Annotated in this window: 12 protein-coding genes; 7 read left to right on the top strand and 5 right to left on the bottom strand. The window is 58.3% G+C overall.

The window, feature by feature from the left end:
* Positions 1 to 3: 3 nt before the first annotated feature.
* Positions 4 to 2,058 (bottom strand): M3 family metallopeptidase, encoded by a 2,055-nt coding sequence (locus ABD735_RS10725; RefSeq protein ID WP_344806166.1) that lies wholly within the window; start codon positions 2,056 to 2,058, stop codon positions 4 to 6.
* A gap of 31 nt (positions 2,059 to 2,089) precedes the next feature.
* On the opposite strand from ABD735_RS10725, the gene ABD735_RS10720 reads away from it, so the two are divergent.
* From ABD735_RS10720 to ABD735_RS10705, 4 genes are all read left to right on the top strand, one after another.
* Entirely contained in the window at positions 2,090 to 2,635 is a 546-nt protein-coding gene (locus ABD735_RS10720; protein WP_344806164.1) for a gamma carbonic anhydrase family protein, read from the top strand.
* A complete protein-coding gene (locus ABD735_RS10715) occupies positions 2,628 to 4,628 on the top strand; it encodes a glycosyltransferase family 39 protein (protein ID WP_344806162.1) in 2,001 nt (666 codons plus the stop codon). Before ABD735_RS10720 ends, ABD735_RS10715 begins: the two co-directional genes overlap by 8 nt.
* 136 nt (positions 4,629 to 4,764) lie before the next feature.
* A complete protein-coding gene (locus ABD735_RS10710; RefSeq protein WP_344806160.1) occupies positions 4,765 to 5,877 on the top strand; it encodes an efflux RND transporter periplasmic adaptor subunit in 1,113 nt (370 codons plus the stop codon).
* A 2-nt stretch (positions 5,878 to 5,879) separates the two neighbouring features.
* Positions 5,880 to 8,990, top strand: coding sequence for an efflux RND transporter permease subunit (locus tag ABD735_RS10705; protein ID WP_344806158.1), 3,111 nt, complete (start codon positions 5,880 to 5,882; stop codon positions 8,988 to 8,990).
* 94 nt (positions 8,991 to 9,084) lie between these two features.
* Here ABD735_RS10705 and ABD735_RS10700 read toward each other — a convergent pair whose 3' ends face one another.
* From ABD735_RS10700 to ABD735_RS10685, 4 genes are read right to left on the bottom strand one after another with little or no spacing between them, the layout of a single operon-like run.
* Positions 9,085 to 10,317, bottom strand: coding sequence for a DUF1513 domain-containing protein (locus ABD735_RS10700; protein WP_344806156.1), 1,233 nt, complete (start codon positions 10,315 to 10,317; stop codon positions 9,085 to 9,087).
* A 1-nt stretch (position 10,318) separates the two neighbouring features.
* Positions 10,319 to 11,455, bottom strand: coding sequence for an imelysin family protein (locus tag ABD735_RS10695; protein ID WP_344806154.1), 1,137 nt, complete (start codon positions 11,453 to 11,455; stop codon positions 10,319 to 10,321).
* Between the two features lie 38 nt (positions 11,456 to 11,493).
* Positions 11,494 to 13,098, bottom strand: a complete 1,605-nt coding sequence (locus ABD735_RS10690; protein ID WP_344806152.1) for a di-heme oxidoreductase family protein — start codon at positions 13,096 to 13,098, stop codon at positions 11,494 to 11,496.
* Positions 13,091 to 14,500, bottom strand: a complete 1,410-nt coding sequence (locus ABD735_RS10685; RefSeq protein ID WP_344806150.1) for an imelysin family protein — start codon at positions 14,498 to 14,500, stop codon at positions 13,091 to 13,093. Before ABD735_RS10685 ends, ABD735_RS10690 begins: the two co-directional genes overlap by 8 nt.
* Before the next feature lie 150 nt (positions 14,501 to 14,650).
* Between ABD735_RS10685 and acs the strand changes: the two genes are divergently transcribed.
* The 3 genes from acs (at position 14,651) to ABD735_RS10670 (ending at position 18,362) form a co-directional block, all read left to right on the top strand.
* Positions 14,651 to 16,618, top strand: coding sequence for an acetate--CoA ligase (acs, locus tag ABD735_RS10680; protein ID WP_344806148.1), 1,968 nt, complete (start codon positions 14,651 to 14,653; stop codon positions 16,616 to 16,618).
* Positions 16,619 to 16,626: 8 nt separating this feature from the next.
* Positions 16,627 to 17,283, top strand: coding sequence for a LuxR C-terminal-related transcriptional regulator (locus ABD735_RS10675; protein ID WP_344806146.1), 657 nt, complete (start codon positions 16,627 to 16,629; stop codon positions 17,281 to 17,283).
* Positions 17,284 to 17,408: 125 nt separating this feature from the next.
* Complete coding sequence (locus ABD735_RS10670; protein ID WP_344806144.1) at positions 17,409 to 18,362, top strand: fasciclin domain-containing protein; 954 nt, start codon at positions 17,409 to 17,411, stop codon at positions 18,360 to 18,362.
* Positions 18,363 to 18,364 lie beyond the last annotated feature (2 nt).

Here is an 18,364-nt window from a genome sequence, read left to right as displayed (position 1 = left end):
GTGCTACTGCAGCCCCGACTGCTTCAAGAGCGCTTCCACACTTGGCTCACGGCCACGGAAACGCTTGAAGAGGATGAGGGCTTCTTCACTACCGCCTTTCGACAGAATGTTTTCGAGGAAGCGCTGCCCTGTCTCCGCATCGAAAATGCCTTTCTCGCTGAACAGGTCGAAGGCGTCTGCGGCCAGAACCTCGGCCCACTTGTAGCTGTAATAGCCTGCTGCATAGCCGCCGGCGAACACGTGCGAAAAGCTGTGCTGGAAGCGGTTGTAATCAGGCACTTTCACCACCGCGACCTTCGACCGTACCTCGTCGAGCAGTTTCTGGACATCAAAGCCCGTTTCGTACTCCTGATGCAAACGGAAATCGAACAACGAGAACTCGATCTGCCTCACCATCATCATGCCGCTGTTGAAGTGCTTGGCGGCCAGCATCTTGTCCAGCAGGTCTACCGGTAGCGGCTCACCGGTTTCGTAGTGCCCGGAAATCAGTTCCAGCGCTTCTGGCTCCCAGCACCAGTTCTCCATGAACTGGCTCGGCAACTCCACTGCATCCCAGGCAACGCCATTGATCCCTGACACATCGTAGCAGTCGATCTGCGTGAGCATGTGGTGCAGGGCATGACCGAACTCGTGAAAGAGTGTAGTGACTTCATCGTGGGTGAGCAGCGAAGGTTGGTTGTCAGTGGCTGGCGTGAAGTTACTGGTCATGAAGGCCACTGGAAGCTGCAGCCGCACCCCATCCTGGTCGTGGCGCTCGTAGCGGACAGCATAATCGGCCATCCAGGCACCGCCCCGCTTCTGCTGGCGCGCGAACAGATCCATGTAGACAGCGGCAATGACTTCGCCGTCGCGCTTCACCTGGTAGAAGGTCACATCCTCGTGATAGCAATCCCCGGCTTCGGCCTGCTCGAACTGTACGCCGAACAGCTTGCTCACCACGCTGAACATGCCCTTGATGACGCGCTCGGCTGGAAAGTAGGGGCGCAGGGCCTCCTGGCTCAGATCATAGCGTGACTTTCGCAGTTTCTCGGAATAGTAGCCGACGTCCCAGGCCTGCAGACCCTGCGCCTGGGTAATTCGCTCGCCATCGCTCTCACGGGCAAATGCCTGCAGCTCGTCAAATTCGCGGCGGGCGAAGGGCCTGCCTTTTTCCGCAAGCTCTTCGAGAAAGCTGGTAACAGCCCGGGGGTCTTCCGCCATCTTCGTGGCGAGACTGTATTCGGCGTAGGTATCGAAACCGAGCAGTCGGGCCATTTCCTGCCTGAGACCCAGTATCTCGTGCATGGTTTCGGTGTTGTCGAACTGCCCGGCATGCGGGCCCTGGTCAGATGCGCGTGTACTGAACGCGATATACATTTCCTCGCGCAATTCACGTGTATCGCAATAGGTCATGATCGCGTGATAGCAGGGGAACTCGAGTGACAGCAGATATTCTGCTTCACAGTCGTCGGCCTTGCTGGCAGCGGACCGGAGCATGTCGAGCGCAGAATCGGGCAGGCCGGCCAGTACGGCCTTGTCGTTCACAGGCTTCTTCCAGGCCTGTGTCGCATCGAGCACGTTGTCGCTGAACTTCGATGTCAACTGGGCGAGTCGCCTTGAAATGTCACCGTAGCGCTTCTGCGCATCGGCTTCGAGCGACACGCCACTCAGTCTGAAGCTCCGCAGGGCGTCCTCGAGGGCCTTGCGCTTGGCCTGTGGCAGCTTTTCGAATTCCGCAGAGTCCTCCAGCGCCTGGTAGGCCTGGTATAGCCCCTTGTTCTGACCGAGCTCGGTGTAATACTCGCTTAACAGTTCCACCGCAGCATTGTAGGCCTCGCGCAGACTCTCACTGTTACGCACGGCGTTGAGATGGCTGACGGGCGCCCAGAACTGGTTCAGCCTGTTGGCCAACTCGTCCATCGGCTGGACGATGTCATCCCAGCTGCTGCGACCGGAGTCGATAACGCGCGCAATTTCAGCCCGGCACTCGTCCAGCAGCGCTCTGAGCTCCTCGACGAGGGTGCTGGCGTCCACTTTCGAGAAGCTTGGTAGATCAAGAATTGGCTGATAGGCTGTCATTATTTCTCCAGACGGATATTGGACGGTCAGTATGAATCTACGTGAATTTCAGGGCAAGCACCCACAAATCGGGGCTGAGACCTTCATCGATCCCAGCGCTGTCGTCATTGGTGACGTTGAACTGGGCCGGGATTGCTCAGTATGGCCCGGCACGATCATACGTGGGGACATGCACCGTATCCGCATTGGTGACCGCTGCAGTATCCAGGACGGCAGCGTGCTGCACATCACCCATGCCGGCCCCTTTACCCGGGACGGGCATCCACTGATCATTGGCAACGATGTCACAGTAGGTCATCGGGCAGTGCTGCATGGCTGCACGCTGGGCGACGAGATACTGGTCGGCATGGGCGCCATCATCATGGATGGTGCCGTGGTCCCGTCACGCGTCGTCATCGGAGCCAACTCACTGGTACCACCTGGCAAGGAGCTGGACAGCGACAGCCTGTACGTTGGCTCGCCTGCGCAGCGCGTGCGAGCGCTCTCGGCAAGCGAAACCGAATACTTCAAGTACACAGCGGCCAACTACGTGCGCCTGAAAGACCAGTATCTTGCGGAGACACCCAGCTTTGGTTGATTCACATTCACAGCAGTCTCCTGCCACGCCTGCCTGGCTAATCCCGCTCGCCTGGCTGATTCTTGGCTTCGCCCTACTGGCAGGTATCTGGAGCCGTTTCGTCGGTCTCGGCGTCTGGAACCTGAGCCTGGATGAATACTACTTCATGAGCTCGGTGCAGTTCATCCTCGACAAGGGTATCCCCGAGTTTCCCTGTGGCGGCTATTATGTACGCGGTTTGCTGCAGCAGTACATTACGGCGCCCCTGCTGTATCTGACCGGAGATCCTGAACTGGCAGGTCGCCTACCCACGGCCGTCGCCAACCTGCTTACGGCGCCGGTTATCTACTTCATTGCACGCCATGTGGTCTCGAAGCCGGTCGCGCTGCTGACTACCGCGCTCTTCCTGATTTCACTCTGGGAAATCGAGTTTGCGCGCTTTGCCCGCATGTACGCCTTCTTCCAGCTGATTTTCGCGCTACAGGTGCTGTGGCTGCTGCAGTGGCGAGCGGGTCGCCCGGAAGCATTCTGGCGCCTGCCGCTGACGGCCCTTGTCGCTGTGCTGGTGCATGAAGGCGCGGTATTCGTGCTGATGCTGTGCTTCATTCCCTTGATCCTGGCTCCGCTGGAAGCGCGAACGCTGCCGCGCACACCCCGATGGTACTGGCCATTTGTTGGCCTGGCGACGGTCGTCACGCTCGCCTTCCAGCTGGTGGATATGCGCAGTTTCGGCGCCCCCTCCCGCACGCCTGAAGATTTCAAGCGCCCACCTTCCGATAGTCGAATCGACCTGCCAGACCTGCAGACTGGCACATTGATGAATAATCTTGATTCACCACTCGCCCTGCTGGGGCTGGCATTGGTCGCAGCAGGAGGCGCCTGGCTGATTTGGAGGCTGATCAGGGACTACCGTGAACGGCTGATCGACTGGCGGGCCGCGGCCGTGATATCAGCGGCGATCCTGCTGTGCCTGCTGCACCTGTTCATGCTGGCGACAGTTACCGTATTTCTCTTCATGCTGCTCGGTTATTTCACCGCCATCAGGCGGGCTTCATTTATAGCCTACGTCGCCGGTGTGGCCGCAATGGCTGTCGGCTGGCTACTGATACTGCAAAGCCCGGTCCCGCTCGTGAACTATCCTTCGTTCTTCTGGGGCTTCGTGAATACTTATCTTACGGCCATTCCGATCGAGACAATCTGGATCGTCGCGGGTATCGGCATAGTGTCGCTGATCGGGCTCATCCACCAACTGAGCATGCCAATGAGGCACTCAGCTGAAGCCGACAGTCACAAAGGGCAAGCGCTGAAAATACTGCTATTCGTATTTCTGGGTTGTCTGACTGTTTTCTGTCTGCTCAACACGCGCTTCACCTTCACCCGCTACAGTTTTCATCTATATCCCCTCATGCTGCTGTTCATCGTGATATCGATCCACTGGCTTGCCCTTCAGATTGGGAAGTTGGCCAGCGATCGAACCGGCACGATCTACGCCTTTGCGTTGTTGACCGGGCTTGGCGGCTACGTCCTCAGCTCTGAGCATTACGGCTGGCGCCACCTCGTATTCGTAGACCATGCCGAGTACAGCCTTCGTTCGGCCTACCCGCTGTTTACGGAATTTCACTACTATCAGCGGGACGACTTCGAGACTGTCGGCCAGAAAGTGGCCGAGTTGGCAGCACCCGAGGATGTCGTGATCTCCAGTTCACCGGCTGCCGATTTCTACATACCGAACATCAGCTATATCTTCCACACCAGGGACGACATTCGTTACCTCGAAACGATCAGCTGCCGTGGTACCGAGCATCTCTGGACCGGCATTCCGATGCTGTCACGCTATGAAGAGGTCGAGGCGCTGGTGGAGAGTGGAACGCGGGTCTGGTTCGTCACCGGCGAAAATTCCAATGGGCGAAAGGACCTGGTAGATGCGGTGGTGAGTGCCTGGCCCGAGTCTCGACTGGTCTATGAGAGCATTGATGGCTCAGACCGGCTTTACGAGATTCGGAGCGCTCGCTGAGGCGTTTCAGTTTCCGGCCGATCTGCGGCCGGTAAACTTTTGTGAAATGTGCCTGCAAACGCTGGCGACAGCGGCACTATACGCTGTACACTCTCGCCCCAATTCAATTCTGATTACTTAGAAGGACGTCTGCAGCATGGGTACTTTTTCTCGGTTTGTTGTGGCGCTGGTGCTGCTGGTCGTCATTCTCGGTGGCATTTTCGGATACAAGTTCTACCAGATCGGGCAGATGCAGGCGCAGTTTTCGCAGCCGCAACCTGCCACTGTCGTGGACGCGGTCGAAGTTGGTACCGTGACCTGGCAGCCGTCCATCAAGTCGGTCGGCAGTACCCGGGCCATCAACGGAATAGAGGTCGCCAACGAACTGCCCGGTGTCGTTGAAAAACTCATGTTCGAATCTGGTCAGCGGGTCGAGGCTGGAGACGAGCTGGTGCGACTGGACAGCGCCATCGATGAAGCCGCGCTGACCACCCGTCGAGCCGAGGCCATGCTGGCCAGCAAGGAATACCAACGAAATGCGGATCTGATTTCCAGGCGCGCCGTGTCACAGTCTGCTGTCGACGAAACCCAGGCCGCCATGGAAACCGCCAAGGCTCGAGTTCAGGAAGCCGAAGCCCAGCTCGGCAAGAAGGTGCTCAAGGCGCCGTTCGATGGTGTCCTTGGCCTTCGGCTCGTCGACCTCGGCGAATATCTTCCGGCTGGAACACCGATCGTCGAGATCAACATGCTGGACCCCATTCTCGTACAGTACACGCTGTCTGAGCGCGAGCTGAGCAATGTCGAAATTGGCGATACGGTGGAAGTAAGTGTCGCTGCGCTGCCAAACGAAAGCTTCAAAGGCAAAGTCAGCGCGATCAACAGTTCAGTCACGGCAGAGAGTCGCACTGTCCAGCTGCGCGCCGAGCTCGCCAATGCTGACCAGCGTCTGAAGCCGGGCATGTTCGCGACGATCGAGACGCTGGCTGAAGACGAGCGATCTATCGTCGCCATCCCCAACACGGCCATCGCCTTCAACACCTATGGCAACTTCGCCTACGTGCTCATCGAAAATGATGAGGGGCAGCTTGTCACCGAGCGCCGCACCATCGAAACCGGCAGCATGCGTGACGGCATGACTGAAGTGACCAAGGGGCTCGAGGTCGGCGAACGCATTGTCTCTACAGGCCTGCTGCGCTTGCGTGCCGGCCAGCCCGTGCAGATCAAGCAGGCCCAGGCTGAAGCGGCGCCAGCCAGCGCTGGAGCACAATAATCATGCGCTTTACCGACATTTTCATACACCGGCCGGTTCTGTCGACGGTCGTCAGCCTGCTGATTCTCCTCATTGGCGCCCGCGCCATGATGGAAATGGAGATCCGGGAGTATCCTGAGCTCGAAAGTACCAAGGTCACTGTGACCACGGCTTACCCCGGGGCGAGTAGTGAACTGATACAGGGCTTCATCACCCAGCCCTTGCAACAGGCCATTGCCGAAGCCAAGGGCATCGATTTCCTGAGTTCTTCGAGCACCCAGGGTATGTCGACCATCGAAGCGCAGATGGAGCTGAACTACGACGCCAATGCCGCCCTGGCCGAGATCCAGTCGAAGGTGGCCAGTCAGCGCAACGTGTTGCCTGCCGAGGCGCAGGATCCAGTCATCAGCTCCACGACCGGTGACGGCAATGCCCTGATGTACATCGCTTTCTTCAGCGACGTGATGGAAGTGCCGCAGATTACGGACTACCTGGCCCGTGAGGTACAACCGCGCCTGCAGGCACTCGCCGGCGTGGGCAAGGCCGAGCTGCTGGGGCGTCGCTTCGCCTTGCGTGTGTGGCTCGATCCGCAGAAGCTGGCAGCTGTCGATCTCACATCGACCGAAGTCTCGCAGGCACTACTTCGAAACAACTACGTATCAGCCGTTGGCCAGACGAAGGCCGAGTTCATCAAGGTCAACCTGACCAGCAACACGGATGTGGCCGACACCTCGCAGTTCGAAAACCTGGTGATCAAGAGTACCGACGATGCCATCGTTCGTCTCAAGGACATTGCCAGAGTCGAGCTCGGCTCCCAGACCTACGAAAACATCGCCCTGTACAAGGGCAAGCCTTCGACTTATGTCGCCATAAACCTGGCGCCAGGCGCCAACCCGCTGGACGTAGCCGCACTGGTCAAGGACCTGCTACCCGATATCGAATCGCAGCTGCCCCAGGGCCTGCTGGTGGAATTGCCCTACGATGCTTCCGCCTTTATCGACGATTCCATCAATGAGGTCATCAAGACCCTGCTCGAAGCCGTGGGCATCGTACTGGTCATCGTTTTCCTCTGTCTCGGATCGCTGCGTGCGGCGATCGTGCCTTCCGTCGCAGTACCGCTGTCATTGATCGGTGGCGCCTTCATCATGCTGGTGCTCGGCTTCTCGCTGAATCTGTTGACACTGCTTTCACTGGTGCTGGCCATCGGACTGGTCGTGGATGACGCCATCATCATTGTCGAAAACGTGCATCGCCACATCGTCGAAGGCAAGTCACGGAAGGAGGCTGCCCTGGCCGGTGCGCGTGAAATGGCCAATCCGGTCATTGCCATGACCATTACGCTGGTCGCCGTTTATGCGCCGATCGGCTTCCTCGGTGGGCTGGTCGGCTCATTGTTTACAGAATTCGCCTTCACCCTGGCAGGTGCTGTCGTCATATCCGGTATTATCGCCCTCACGCTGTCTCCAATGCTCGCCAGCAAGGTGCTCAAGCCTCATGGCGAGTCCTCCCGGTTCGAGAATGCAGTGGAACATGCCTTCGAGAAACTGGCTGCCGGCTACAAGCGTTCACTATCGGCGGTGGTCAAGGTGCTATCGCCTGTGATCATGTTCGCCGTGGTGATCCTGGTCTCCATCTACTTCATGGTGATGTTCAGCCAGAACGAGCTGGCGCCCGCCGAAGACCGTGGCATCGTCCTGTTTCAGGGCAAGGGTCCGCAAACGGCCACACTCGAGTACCTGCAGAAGTACGGCGCAGAAATGCAGACCGCCTTCGAGCAGGTCCCTGGCTACGACGAGACTTTCATGCTCGTGGGTGTGACCAGCCCAGACGCCGTTTTCGGTGGTTTCAAGATGAAACCCTGGAGCGAGCGGGACGTCTCACAGTTCGAAATCATGCCTGAGCTTCAAGCCTCTGTGGCGCAGATTACCGGCCTGAGTTCAGCCGTCTTCCCGATTCCATCATTGCCCGGTGCCAGTGGCGGCCTGCCATTCCAGTTCGTGATCACGACTGGCAGTGATTTCCAGCAGCTCGACCAGGTAGCTGACGAGATGGTGGGTGCGGCCATGCAGAGCGGCAACTTCATGTTCGTACAAAAGTCGATCAACATCGACAAGCCGGTCGTCAAGGTGAAGGTCGATCGGGACCGGGTAGCGGATCTCGGCCTGTCCATGCAGGACATCGGTCAGGCCATGGGCAGCATGCTTGGCGGCGGTTATATCAACCGCTTCAATATGGAAGGCCGCTCCTACGAGGTGATTCCGCAGGTGGAGCGCTACGCGCGCATGACGGAAGAGGCGCTGAACGAGTTCTACATTCGCGCTGACTCCGGCGAGCTCGTGCCGCTCGGTGCTGTGGTCAGCTTCGAGCATGGTGTCGAACCTTCGGCCCGCACACAGTTCAACCAGCTGAATTCGATCACCATCGAGGGTATACCCGCGCCACCGGTACCCATGGGTGACGCTGTAAACTTCATGAAGACGAAGGCTGCCGAGATTTTCCCGCAAGGCTTCAGCTATGACTTCAAGGGCGAGTCCAGACAGTTCGAAAGTTCTGGCAGCGCCCTGATGGTGACCTTCTTCCTGTCCTTGCTGGTCATCTACCTGGTACTGGCTGCGCAGTTCGAAAGCTGGCGTGATCCGCTGATCATCCTGGTGTCGGTACCGATGTCGATCGCCGGGGCGATGGCCTTCATCATGCTGGGCTTTGCATCAATGAATATCTACACCCAGGTGGGGCTGATCACGCTCATCGGCGTAGTGGCGAAAAACGGTATCCTTATCGTGGAGTTTGCCAATACGCTGCAAAAGCGGGGTATGGACAAGCGTGAGGCGGTTATCGAAGCCGCAGCGATTCGTCTGCGACCGATCATCATGACTTCACTGGCGCTGATCTTCGCCATGGTCCCGCTGTTGATCGCTGCCGGTCCGGGTGCGGCATCGCGCTTCGCCATCGGTCTGACGATTGCAACGGGTCTGGGTATTGGCACCTTCTTCACGATCTTCATTCTGCCAGCATTCTATATCTTGCTGGCCAAGAAGCTCGAGCCCACCGAGGTGGTTGAAGAGACGCTGGTGATAGGCAACGGTGACAGGGATGATCTGACAGCCGGGGGGCAGCCTGTTCGGGATCACTGATCAATTGACGCCGGTTCGCGTGTCGCGGACTGGCTGAATCAGGCTCACTCAAACCCGGTGCTCTGGAAGCCAGACACCGGGTTTTTGTTGTCGATCAGATCATGGTCATATGGTTGTCGTAATGCCGTCTGGCGGCGCTTACGATCAACTCGGGGCGAGAACCATTGGCGGGCAGAAGCCAGAGTTCGCCAAAGCCAGTGCTCACGAGAAAGTGTCCTGGCTGGGCTGCGGGGACACAGGCGCCGCAAGCATCGTTGATGCTGTGTAGTATGGGCGCTTCGTGGGGCTTGTCGATGCGCCACATGGCAACCGTGTTGCCTCGAGGTGCAGACGTCAATACGGTTTTCGACTGCACATCATAAGCGACCGAGCCGATATAGCCCGACGCGTCTGGTACCGGGGCAAGCATTTGCATGGCAGCGGCCTGATCCGGTCTGAAGGTCGCCACCCCCACCAGACGATCGGAAAACTCGCTGGTCGATGATTGATCCTGATCCTGACATCCGAAACATACTGTGGCGCTATCGACGGCAGCGAGATGCCGAATGGACAGACTGCTACCTGACTCCGGCAGGCGGTGTCGTCCGAGCACCCGACTGTCGAGGCTTGCGCTTGTATACCCATTCCGGCCGGTGATTTCGATGAAAGCCAGCGAACTCTCGACTTGCCCCTCATTCAGAATCATTCGGGGGAAGTCGGGATCGGTCTCGAGCCCCCCATTGGCCACGCAAACGATGTCGCTGTTCGCGGGCCTTGTCGACGCCGATGCTGGCAGCAGCACAATTTCGTGTGGACCGACACCACCGCTGTCGATTTCACCCACTCTACGGAAGCTCACACTGTCATAAACACCAATGACGCCTCTGGACTGGCCGAAATCATTCTCGGTCGTATAAAGGCGAGCGCCGTCAGCCGAGAACACGCCATGCCCCATGCCATGACGGTCTTCAGGCGTGTTCAGTTCATGGCTCAGGACGTAGTCGCCGGCGTGATTTCTGCGATAAACCTGCATCCAGCGCTCTGGTCTGCGGGCAAAGCTCACTATCATGGACCGGTCGGCATTGATGGCGATCCCGTGCGCACGCCCGGGTAAGGCTTCGCTGGGACGCCCCCCCAGGGTTAGACGGTAGCGCGGCGGATTGCTATCTGCTTCCATGAATGCGGATGCGAGATCAGCGGACGACTCGGTCGCCGACCGCTCTACGTCAACAGGCGCGGCGACCGCACTACGATGCAGCAGGAAGGCGGGAATACAGGCGCTGGCGACAGAAGAGGCCGCGACACTGCCAAGGAAGCGGCGACGGGAGTGCCTTGCAGGAATAGTCATATCAGTCTCCATCCATTGAATTGAAGCCGCGGGCCAGCCCGAGGGCTGGATAGAGTTGCGTCATGAGATCGCGACTAGCCTGGGCCAGCATGCCACTGGCATAGTCGACGGTGTCGATGGCCTCTTCCAGCTCCCCTGCCGTCACAGCACGTCCCTCGAGACCTGCCAGTGTCTTGACGGCCTGCTCGGCCTGAGTCAGCTGGAAGCGTATGGACGCAACATAACCGGCTTCGTTGTCCTGCAGCAAGCCCTTGATTGGTGCACTCTCCAACAGTGTGTCGATACCGTGGATTTCAGCACCCACACTCGCGAGCGCCAGATGTGCCCGGCTGAAGGGCACCTTGCGTGTGAGCTCAAGCCGCTCAGGCGTCGTCGAGCCGCCCAACTGCTCGAGCTGTGTACGCATCGACTGTTCGATAGCCCCGAGCTTCATCTCCCCGGAAATCTGCAAACCGCCGCGAATGACTTCCATCCATTGCGAGAAGGTCAATGCCTTCAAGGCCTCGCTGCCCTCAGACATGTGCTCCGAGAGCTGGGCGGTCGTGGCCACCATGCCATCGGCCAGTGAGCCGAGGTAGTTGCAGTAGAAGGCGGCTTTGCCAGCATCGGGGGACATCGCAGCGGGGCGATTCAACTGCTCCAGAACCGCCTCGAAAGCCGGCAAGCCCTGCAGGGCCACGCTCTGCTGCTGCAAGGAGTCGGCTTGCAGGAGCGTTTCGGGCTGGCTCATGAGGGCCTGTTGGATCTGCCGTTCGCCACTTCCTCGCTTGTCAGGCCAGAACTGAATTCGTTGCCCGACATGGTCTTCGCGATAGGGACCTATCCGGATGAAAGACACCCGCGACCAGTTCATGGCCAGGCTTTCGAATGAACGCTGCAAGGTCTGCTGCGCTGCAGTGGCAGCCTGGCCCGTGCCAGATGCGGCTGAACAGTGCTTCGCGGTGCTCTGCTCGAGCGCTCTGGCCGACTCTTGCACTTGGCCATAGGCCTCGTTGAGATAGCGCTGAATAGACTCAGGCGTAGCCTGCTGGGTAGCAACCTGCGCTGCAGCCACCTTCAGCGAGAGTGGACATAGCAGGATCAAGCTGGCCAAGCGGACCTGACGGCGCCTGAAAGCCGAATGATGAGATGAAGTCATGTAAAGCGACCTATGAATGAGCGATGAAAAGAGCGCCCTTACAGGCTCTCTACGAATCTGACCAGGGCACTGCGCTGCGCCGGCTCCATGGCTGCGACCCTGTCCCTCGCTGCAGCCGCTTCTCCGCCGTGCCAGAGGATGGCCTCGAGCAGATTACGCGCACGTCCATCGTGCAGGTAGCGGGTGTGGCCATTGACCATTTCGGTCAAGCCGATCCCCCAGAGTGGTGCCGTACGCCATTCGCTGCCAGAAGCCGCCCCCACGGGTATGTTGTCCGCCAACTCGGGACCCATGTCATGAAGTAGCAGGTCGGTATAAGGCCAGATCAGCTGAAACTGATAGTCGCCCTGACTGGCATGGCGGCTGGTGACGAATTTCGGCGTATGGCAGCTGGCACAGCCAGCCGCGTGAAACAGCTGCTTGCCTTCCAGCACCACCGGCTCGTCCACATCACGCCGCTGAGGCACTGCCAAATTGGCCGAATAAAACTCGACGAGGTCAAGTGCTTCGTCCGATACCTCATGCAGCTCCTGAATATCGCCATACGAACCGACGCCATGAGGTGCACTCCGGCAGATCACCTGGCCGACCGTACAATCGCCCCAGGGCCCGGGCCGAAGACTGGTCGACAGCCCCATGTCATTGAAAAAGGCGTCAGCGGATTGCTGGCGGATATTGGCGGTAGTAGCCTTCCAGCCGAAGCGTCCCACCAGGGGCCCCGGCGCTTGCTGGTTTTCGACCGTCGGCTGTGGCAGATGGTGAATCCGCCCCGAGATGCCATCACCGTCGGCGTCCTCTTCATCGGCCAGCACTTCCAGATCGCCGACATGAATGGCCTGCAACAAGCCAAGACCGATCATCTGCGGCGCTACGCGGGGGCCAAGTATGCGATCAGGATTCTCCAGTCCGGCCGCCTCATCGTTCTCATGCAGGGCCCGAAGCTGGTAGCTCGGCTTCAGCAGCTCGACCTGTTTGGTCTTGCCGCTCCCGGCGTTGACGGTGACGAAGGTACTGGTATACCTGATGTCGGTCTCTGCCTCTGCAGGAACACCAGCGACAGAAAAATTCTGAATCTGTTCACCAAGATCAGGGTCTGGCCGCACACCGGCGCCATCGCTGATCACGGCCTTCATCAGCATCGACAACATCGGCTCATCGGCCAGCGGTGGCCGACCACGACCATCCTTGACGTGACACTGCTGGCAGGCTCTGGCATTAAAAAGGGGTCCAAGACCATCCGAGGCCTGCGTCGAGGCCGGCGAGGATACCCAGATTTTTCTGAACAGGCCGTTGCCTATCTTGAAACGCTGCTCATCTTCGAATGACAGTGAGGGTGGAAAGTGAGAGAAAGCATTGGTATCGAGGGTGCCGGTAAAGGTGGCCTTGCCGGCAGGCATATTTTCAAAGGGCTCCACCGCGGCGGGATCGCTCTTCAGAATTTTCGCGACACGCTCGCGGTCGCCGGGACTGAGATCATCCCGCCATAACAAAGGCGCCTCATGGCTAGCAGGCGCCTTTGTTGCTTGTCCAGCGGCCGCATAGCCGCTAGCCATCAGGACAGCGGCCACCAGCCAAGTAGCAACCAGCGTAGTTCGGGTCAGCATGCTGACTCGAATATTCGCTGCGGAAATGCTCTTATTCAAACACTGCCTCAGGCTGATCCAGGCTGTCCGACCCTTCGAAGGTCAGCGTACCAAGATCGAGCGCTGCAACAGCCTGTTCGATATATTTCGTCTGATTGACGAGCGTATCCACAGCCTTCTGCACCACGGCGTTGCCTTCAGCATTACCAGCTCCGATCATCTGATCATAGGCTTCGGTCTTCTCAGCGCGCTGCACCAACTGACTCATGGCATCCATGGTCTGGCTAATCGCGTTGTCCAGACCGAGCGCCACCTTGGGCGCGTCTTTCTTCAACAAGGCCTCAAGTGAAGGACCCGAGACCACGGAGCCATCGATCCGGCGATAGCGGCCTTCGAAGATATTCTGAATGCCTGCTGCGTCGTAGTAATGGGAGAAGTGCGTGTTATCAGAGAAGCAGTCATGCTCTTCTTCAGGATCATGCAGCATCAGACCAAGCTGCATACGCTCCCCAGCCAGTTCACCATAAGACAGCGAACCCATGCCAGTCAGCATTGCCGACAGAGTGGCCTTGGTACCCTGAGCCTCGAGCGCCTGACGAATGTCTCCATTCTCGTCCCAGCCGGATACCATCTCCCGCAAGTCGCTGATCAGCAGTTCGCTGGCAGCAATCAGGTATTCACCCCGACGGTCGCAGTTGCCGTTGGTGCACTCGCTGGTGGAGAAGTCTGTGTAGCTTCGATCGCCTGCGCCAGGCCCAGTGCCGTTGAGATCCTGCCCCCAGAGAAGAAACTCAACAGCGTGGTAGCCAGTAGCTACGTTAGCCTCGTTACCTGCTATTTCCTGAAGCTCGTTCTGAAGCAGATTGGGCGTAATGCTCGACGCATCGACCTTTCCAGTACCAATTTGCAGTGACTCATTCGCGATCACATTGGCAGTATAGAAAGGGTTGTCTTCCGAGGCGGTGCCATAGCTGCTGGCGACATAGTCGATCAGGCCTTCGTCCAGCGGCCAGGCGTTCACTCGACCTTCCCACTCATCGACCTGCGGATTGCCAAAGCGGAAGACTTCGCTTTGCTGGTAGGGCACACGGGCGGCCAGCCAGGCTTCACGAGCCGCTTTCAGGGTATTCTCACTCGGATCGGCAATCAGAGCCTGGTTCGCGGACAGCAAGGCTTCGGCTTTTGTCAGTGAATCCGCATAAATGGCCAGCGCGAGATCGGGATAGTGTGCCGCAACGGTGTCTGCAGTCACTTCACGAGTCGCTGAATCTGCGCTGGTAGCCGCCTTTGATTCGGCAGTGCCCGACGAGGACGACTGCTCGAAGGTCTCCGAGGCTTCGCCTGGCACAACCAGCGTCTCTTCAGGCTGGCTCTGGCAAGCCGCCATACTGATACCAATGACGATGGCAAGTAGCGCGTGTTTGCTGCGTCCCTGCCTCTGCTGTGAGCGACTGAAGTACATCTGCATTCTCCCTGACCGGCTGTGGATAATAATAGAGGTGAGAATTATTATCATTTACAGCCACGAAAGCAAGTGCTGTGAGTCGACCAAGGTCTAATTGTTGACGCCATGCTACAGTGGAAAATAGAGTGCCATACAAAGGAGCCGATCATGTCCGATTCAAGAGAACAAGCAGGGAACAGTACAGCGGTCGATGGCCGAAAGGTGAACAAGCGACTCGATGCCGCAGCCTATCAGAAGCTGTACAAGGCCTCGGTCTCGGATAATGAAGGATTCTGGGGCGAACAGGCTGACAGAATCGACTGGATAAAGCCTTTCACGACGGTGAAGGATGTCTCGTTCGCCCGCAAGGATCTGCATATCCGCTGGTACGAAGACGGTGAGCTCAACGTCTGCGTCAACTGCGTCGACCGTCACCTGAAAACCCGATCCGGTCAGGCCGCCATCATCTGGGAAGGCGACAACCCGGACCAGCAGCGCACCATCAGTTACAGTGAGCTGTATGAGGAAGTCTGCCGCTTGGCGAACGCGATGGAGGCTCGTGGCATCACCAAGGGCGACCGCGTCATCCTCTACATGCCAATGGTGCCTCAGGCTGCCTTCGCCATGCTGGCCTGCGCCCGTATCGGTGCCGTTCATAGTGTGGTATTCGGTGGTTTCTCGGCCAACGCCCTTGCCGATAGAATTGTCGACTGCCAGGCGCGAATGGTGATCACGGCCGATGGCTCCCATCGTGGCGGCAAGACCATCCCGCTCAAGCCTAACGTGGATGAAGCACTGAAGATTGCTGAGCAGCAGCCCGAGGGGCATCAGGTCCGGACGGTACTGGTATCAAAAGTCAGCGGTGATAGCGTCGATTGGCTGGATCATGATCTCTGGTACGACGAATTCGTGCCGACCCACGAGGCCGTGCATGAGGCGGTCCCGGTCAATGCCGAAGATCCGCTCTTCATCCTTTACACTTCTGGATCCACTGGCAAGCCGAAGGGTCTGCAGCACAGCTCCGGCGGATACCTCGTCTACACCGCCACCACCTTCAGCTACACCTTCAACTATCAGCCCGGCGAAGTATTCTGGTGCGCGGCGGACGTAGGCTGGGTCACAGGTCACAGCTATATCGTGTACGGTCCGCTCGCGAATGGCGCGACCACGCTGATGTATGAGGGCGTGCCGACTTATCCGAATCTCGGCCGCTGCGGTGAGGTGATCGACAAGCATAAGGTCAATATCTTCTATATTGCGCCAACTGCCATCAGAACCCTGATGACCGATCAGAAAAGGGCTATTGGCAGCAGCCAGCGGGATTCGCTCAGAATTCTTGGCTCGGTGGGGGAGCCCATCAACCCCGGCGTGTGGCAGTGGTTTCACGACGAGTTCGGCAAGGGACAGTGTCAGGTGGTCGATACCTGGTGGCAGACTGAAACCGGCGGCATCATGATGACGCCGTTGCCCTATGTGGTAGAGCCCAAGCCGGGCGCAGCGATGACGCCTTTTTTTGGCATTCAGCCACAGCTGGTCGACAAGCGTAGCGATATCCTCGAAGGCAAGGCTGATGGTCATCTGGTCATTCTGGATTCGTGGCCTGGTCAGGCGCGAACCATCTGGAACAATCACGAGCGTTTTATCGACACCTATTTCAGCACCCACGACGGCATGTACTTTACTGGCGATGGCGCGAAGCGCGACGAAGACGGGCATTTCTGGATCACAGGGCGCGTCGATGATGTACTCAATGTGTCTGGTCATCGTCTCGGAACGGCTGAGGTCGAAAGTGCCGTGGTTTCCCATCCGAAGGTAGCCGAAGCTGCTGTGGTTGGCTTCCCGCACGAGCTCAAGGGTGAGGCCATCTATGTTTACGTTATTCCCAACGACGGCGTGGTGCCCGACGAGCAGCTCACCAAGGAGTTGAGAGACTGGGTGCGCAAGGGACTCGGCCCGGTAGCCTCCCCGGACATGATTCAGTGGACACACGGGCTACCAAAAACCCGCAGTGGCAAGATCATGCGGCGCATACTGCGCAAGATCGCTGCGAATGAGCACGAGACCCTGGGCGATACCTCGACACTGGCCGATCCGCAGGTGGTTGACGAGCTCATCGACAACCGTCTGAACCGCTGAAGAGCCTGATGTACCACTTCCACCTCGCAGACGACCATCCGCTGTTCCGCAACGCACTGGTCAGTATCGTCGAGCAGCATTTCCCGGAAGCGGTCATCACAGAATCGGTCGACCTGGAGTCCACGCTTACAGCCCTGAACGGCAGCGATGATATCGACCTGCTGCTGCTCGACCTCACCATGCCGGGCAGTCAGGATCTGTTTGGACTGGTGACGGTGCGCGAACGATTCGCCACCACGCCGGTCGCGATCGTCTCCGCCCGGGAGGACATCGATACCATCAGCCGTGCCATTGGACATGGTGCGGCCGGGTATATTCCAAAGTCAGCCAGCCCTGCAGTCATACTCGAAGCGATTCAGACCATCACCAATGGCGAATCCTGGATACCGGCTTTCGCCCGAAACCGCCTGAAGCCATTGAACAGTGAAGAAGCGTCGCTGGCTGCCAGGATAGCCAACCTTACACCGCAGCAATATCGTGTGCTCTGCCTGCTGCGTGAGGGCGGTCTCAATAAGCAGATTGCGTATCAACTCGGTGTTACCGAAGCCACAGTAAAAGCTCATATCACATCGATATTCCGCAAGCTGCAGGTGAATAACCGCACCCAGGCGGTCGTCATGCTGTCGAAAATGTCACTCGACCATCTTGATGCAGGCGTAGCCTGACCCCCTCCTCAAGGTCGGAATGGCAGGCCTCTTCACATCTGCTTCACAAGCGCTTCACGAGCACTTCACGGCCGCTCCAGTAGCCTCCATATCTCCAACCAGAACTGTACAGCAGGAGATAGGACATGAAACATTTGATGAGACCATTGAAGCTTGTGGTCGTGCTCACCAGCGCCATGCTGCTCGCCGCCTGTAGCGATGATGATGACGATGACAGGGTACCGCTGGGCTCGATCGTGGACGTCGCGGTTGCCAACGGAAATTTCACCACACTGGTCGCCACGCTCGAAGCTACTGGGCTTGATGCAACGCTCGATGACCCCGACGCGTCGTTCACCGTATTCGCCCCTAGTGACGCCGCGTTCGATAAACTCGGCGAGAGCACGATCAATGCCCTGCTGGCAGACACTGAAATGTTATCCGAGATACTGCAGTATCACGTGGTCAGCGGCCGGGTAGACTCAGCAGCAGCTATTGCGGCAGCCGGCACGACTGTGGATGTCGTGAACGGTGACAAGGTCGCGCTGTCGCTGGATGGGGAGACGCTACTGGTCAATGCAGCGACAGTGACCATCACGGATGTCCAGGCTGACAACGGTATTATTCACGCTATCGATGCCGTGCTGATGCCACCTGCCGTCAAAGGCACGCCTACGGCCAATATTGTCGAGACTGCGGTGGCAGCAGGCGACTTTGGCACACTGGTGACTGCATTGCAGGCCGCCGGTCTGGATAGCGTACTGGCAGATCCGAATCGAACATTTACCGTGTTCGCACCAAGCGATGCAGCCTTCGCCAAGCTTGGCACCGATGCAATCAACGCCCTGCTGGCAGACAGCGCTGCGCTGATGGATGTACTGCTACAACATGTCATTGGCGATGCCGAAGTCAATTCAGTCCAGGCCTTCAGCCTGAACGGTCAACGCGTAGACACCGAAAGCGGCAAGACGGTAGCTGTCGACATCGACCCGGAGACTGACACGCTGAGTGTTGGTGGCGCTACACTCACCACGACGGATATCTATACCACCAATGGCGTCATTCACGTGATCGATACCGTGATCACTAACGGAGAGTAAGG

The organism is Allohahella marinimesophila, from assembly GCF_039538005.1.
In the GTDB taxonomy this organism is placed as follows: Bacteria; Pseudomonadota; Gammaproteobacteria; order Pseudomonadales; family Oleiphilaceae; genus Allohahella; species Allohahella marinimesophila.
Note: the sequence above shows the minus strand (reverse complement) of the source record. Positions and strands in the feature narration are given on the sequence as shown.

Excerpts from the sequence above, each read along its gene's own strand:
- ABD735_RS10725 (WP_344806166.1), bottom strand. The coding sequence starts at position 2,058 with ATGACAGCCTATCAGCCAATTCTTGATCTACCAAGCTTCTCGAAAGTG.
- ABD735_RS10720 (WP_344806164.1), top strand. The coding sequence starts at position 2,090 with ATGAATCTACGTGAATTTCAGGGCAAGCACCCACAAATCGGGGCTGAG.
- ABD735_RS10710 (WP_344806160.1), top strand. The coding sequence starts at position 4,765 with ATGGGTACTTTTTCTCGGTTTGTTGTGGCGCTGGTGCTGCTGGTCGTC.
- ABD735_RS10705 (WP_344806158.1), top strand. The coding sequence starts at position 5,880 with ATGCGCTTTACCGACATTTTCATACACCGGCCGGTTCTGTCGACGGTC.
- ABD735_RS10700 (WP_344806156.1), bottom strand. The coding sequence starts at position 10,317 with ATGACTATTCCTGCAAGGCACTCCCGTCGCCGCTTCCTTGGCAGTGTC.
- ABD735_RS10695 (WP_344806154.1), bottom strand. The coding sequence starts at position 11,455 with ATGACTTCATCTCATCATTCGGCTTTCAGGCGCCGTCAGGTCCGCTTG.
- ABD735_RS10685 (WP_344806150.1), bottom strand. The coding sequence starts at position 14,500 with ATGTACTTCAGTCGCTCACAGCAGAGGCAGGGACGCAGCAAACACGCG.
- acs (WP_344806148.1), top strand. The coding sequence starts at position 14,651 with ATGTCCGATTCAAGAGAACAAGCAGGGAACAGTACAGCGGTCGATGGC.
- ABD735_RS10675 (WP_344806146.1), top strand. The coding sequence starts at position 16,627 with ATGTACCACTTCCACCTCGCAGACGACCATCCGCTGTTCCGCAACGCA.
- ABD735_RS10670 (WP_344806144.1), top strand. The coding sequence starts at position 17,409 with ATGAAACATTTGATGAGACCATTGAAGCTTGTGGTCGTGCTCACCAGC.